Source organism: Leptospira chreensis (assembly GCF_016919165.1).
Lineage (GTDB): Bacteria > Spirochaetota > Leptospiria > Leptospirales > Leptospiraceae > Leptospira_A > Leptospira_A chreensis.
Genome location: NZ_JAFFPS010000047.1, coordinates 1 through 556, shown reverse-complemented (window position 1 = coordinate 556; position 556 = coordinate 1). Strand labels below are relative to the sequence as shown.

General features: G+C 46.0%; 1 protein-coding gene. It reads left to right on the top strand.

Annotation, left to right across the window (positions count from 1 at the left end; all coding sequences use genetic code 11):
• Positions 1-556, top strand: a 556-nt coding sequence (locus tag JWG41_RS13455) for an LIC_11490 family protein (protein WP_205270451.1), incomplete at both ends; no start/stop codon positions are given.

Genomic DNA, 556 nt, shown 5'->3' with positions numbered 1-556 from the left:
ATGTTGTTTGCAGCCTTTGCTATGATTCTCGTGGGTGTCCTATGTTTTTTGTACGTAGCCCTATCCCCGCAAAAATCGAAACCGGCAGCCTACCAACCGCGAAAAACGCAAACGCCCGGCCAGTACCGAATGCCTCAGGCCCCTTCGGTTTCTCCCCAACTGGATGAACGAATCCGAAAAGAGCGTGCCATCTCCGATGATCGCCACCTTTCCTATTCCTTGCCAGAAGATTCCACCCCTTCCGTTGTCCAAAAATCCGAAGTTCTACTCCCTACTGGAGATGGAAACTTGGAACAAGAACCGCCGGCTCCAAAAGAAAGTAGGTTCCAAATTGAAGGGACTTTGTTTTTGGATTATTCCGGTAAACTTACGTTTGGTGAAGAGTCTTCTGATATCGATGTGATGGAAGATGGACTGAAAAATTTCAAACGAATTGGTTCGGGAAGTTTACGAGAAGAGAATGGGAAGTTTTTGTTTCATTCAGGCAATGTCACTTATACCTACACTCCCGATGAATTGGAACAAGTGGTCCTTCACAACCAAGGGATTGTATTTC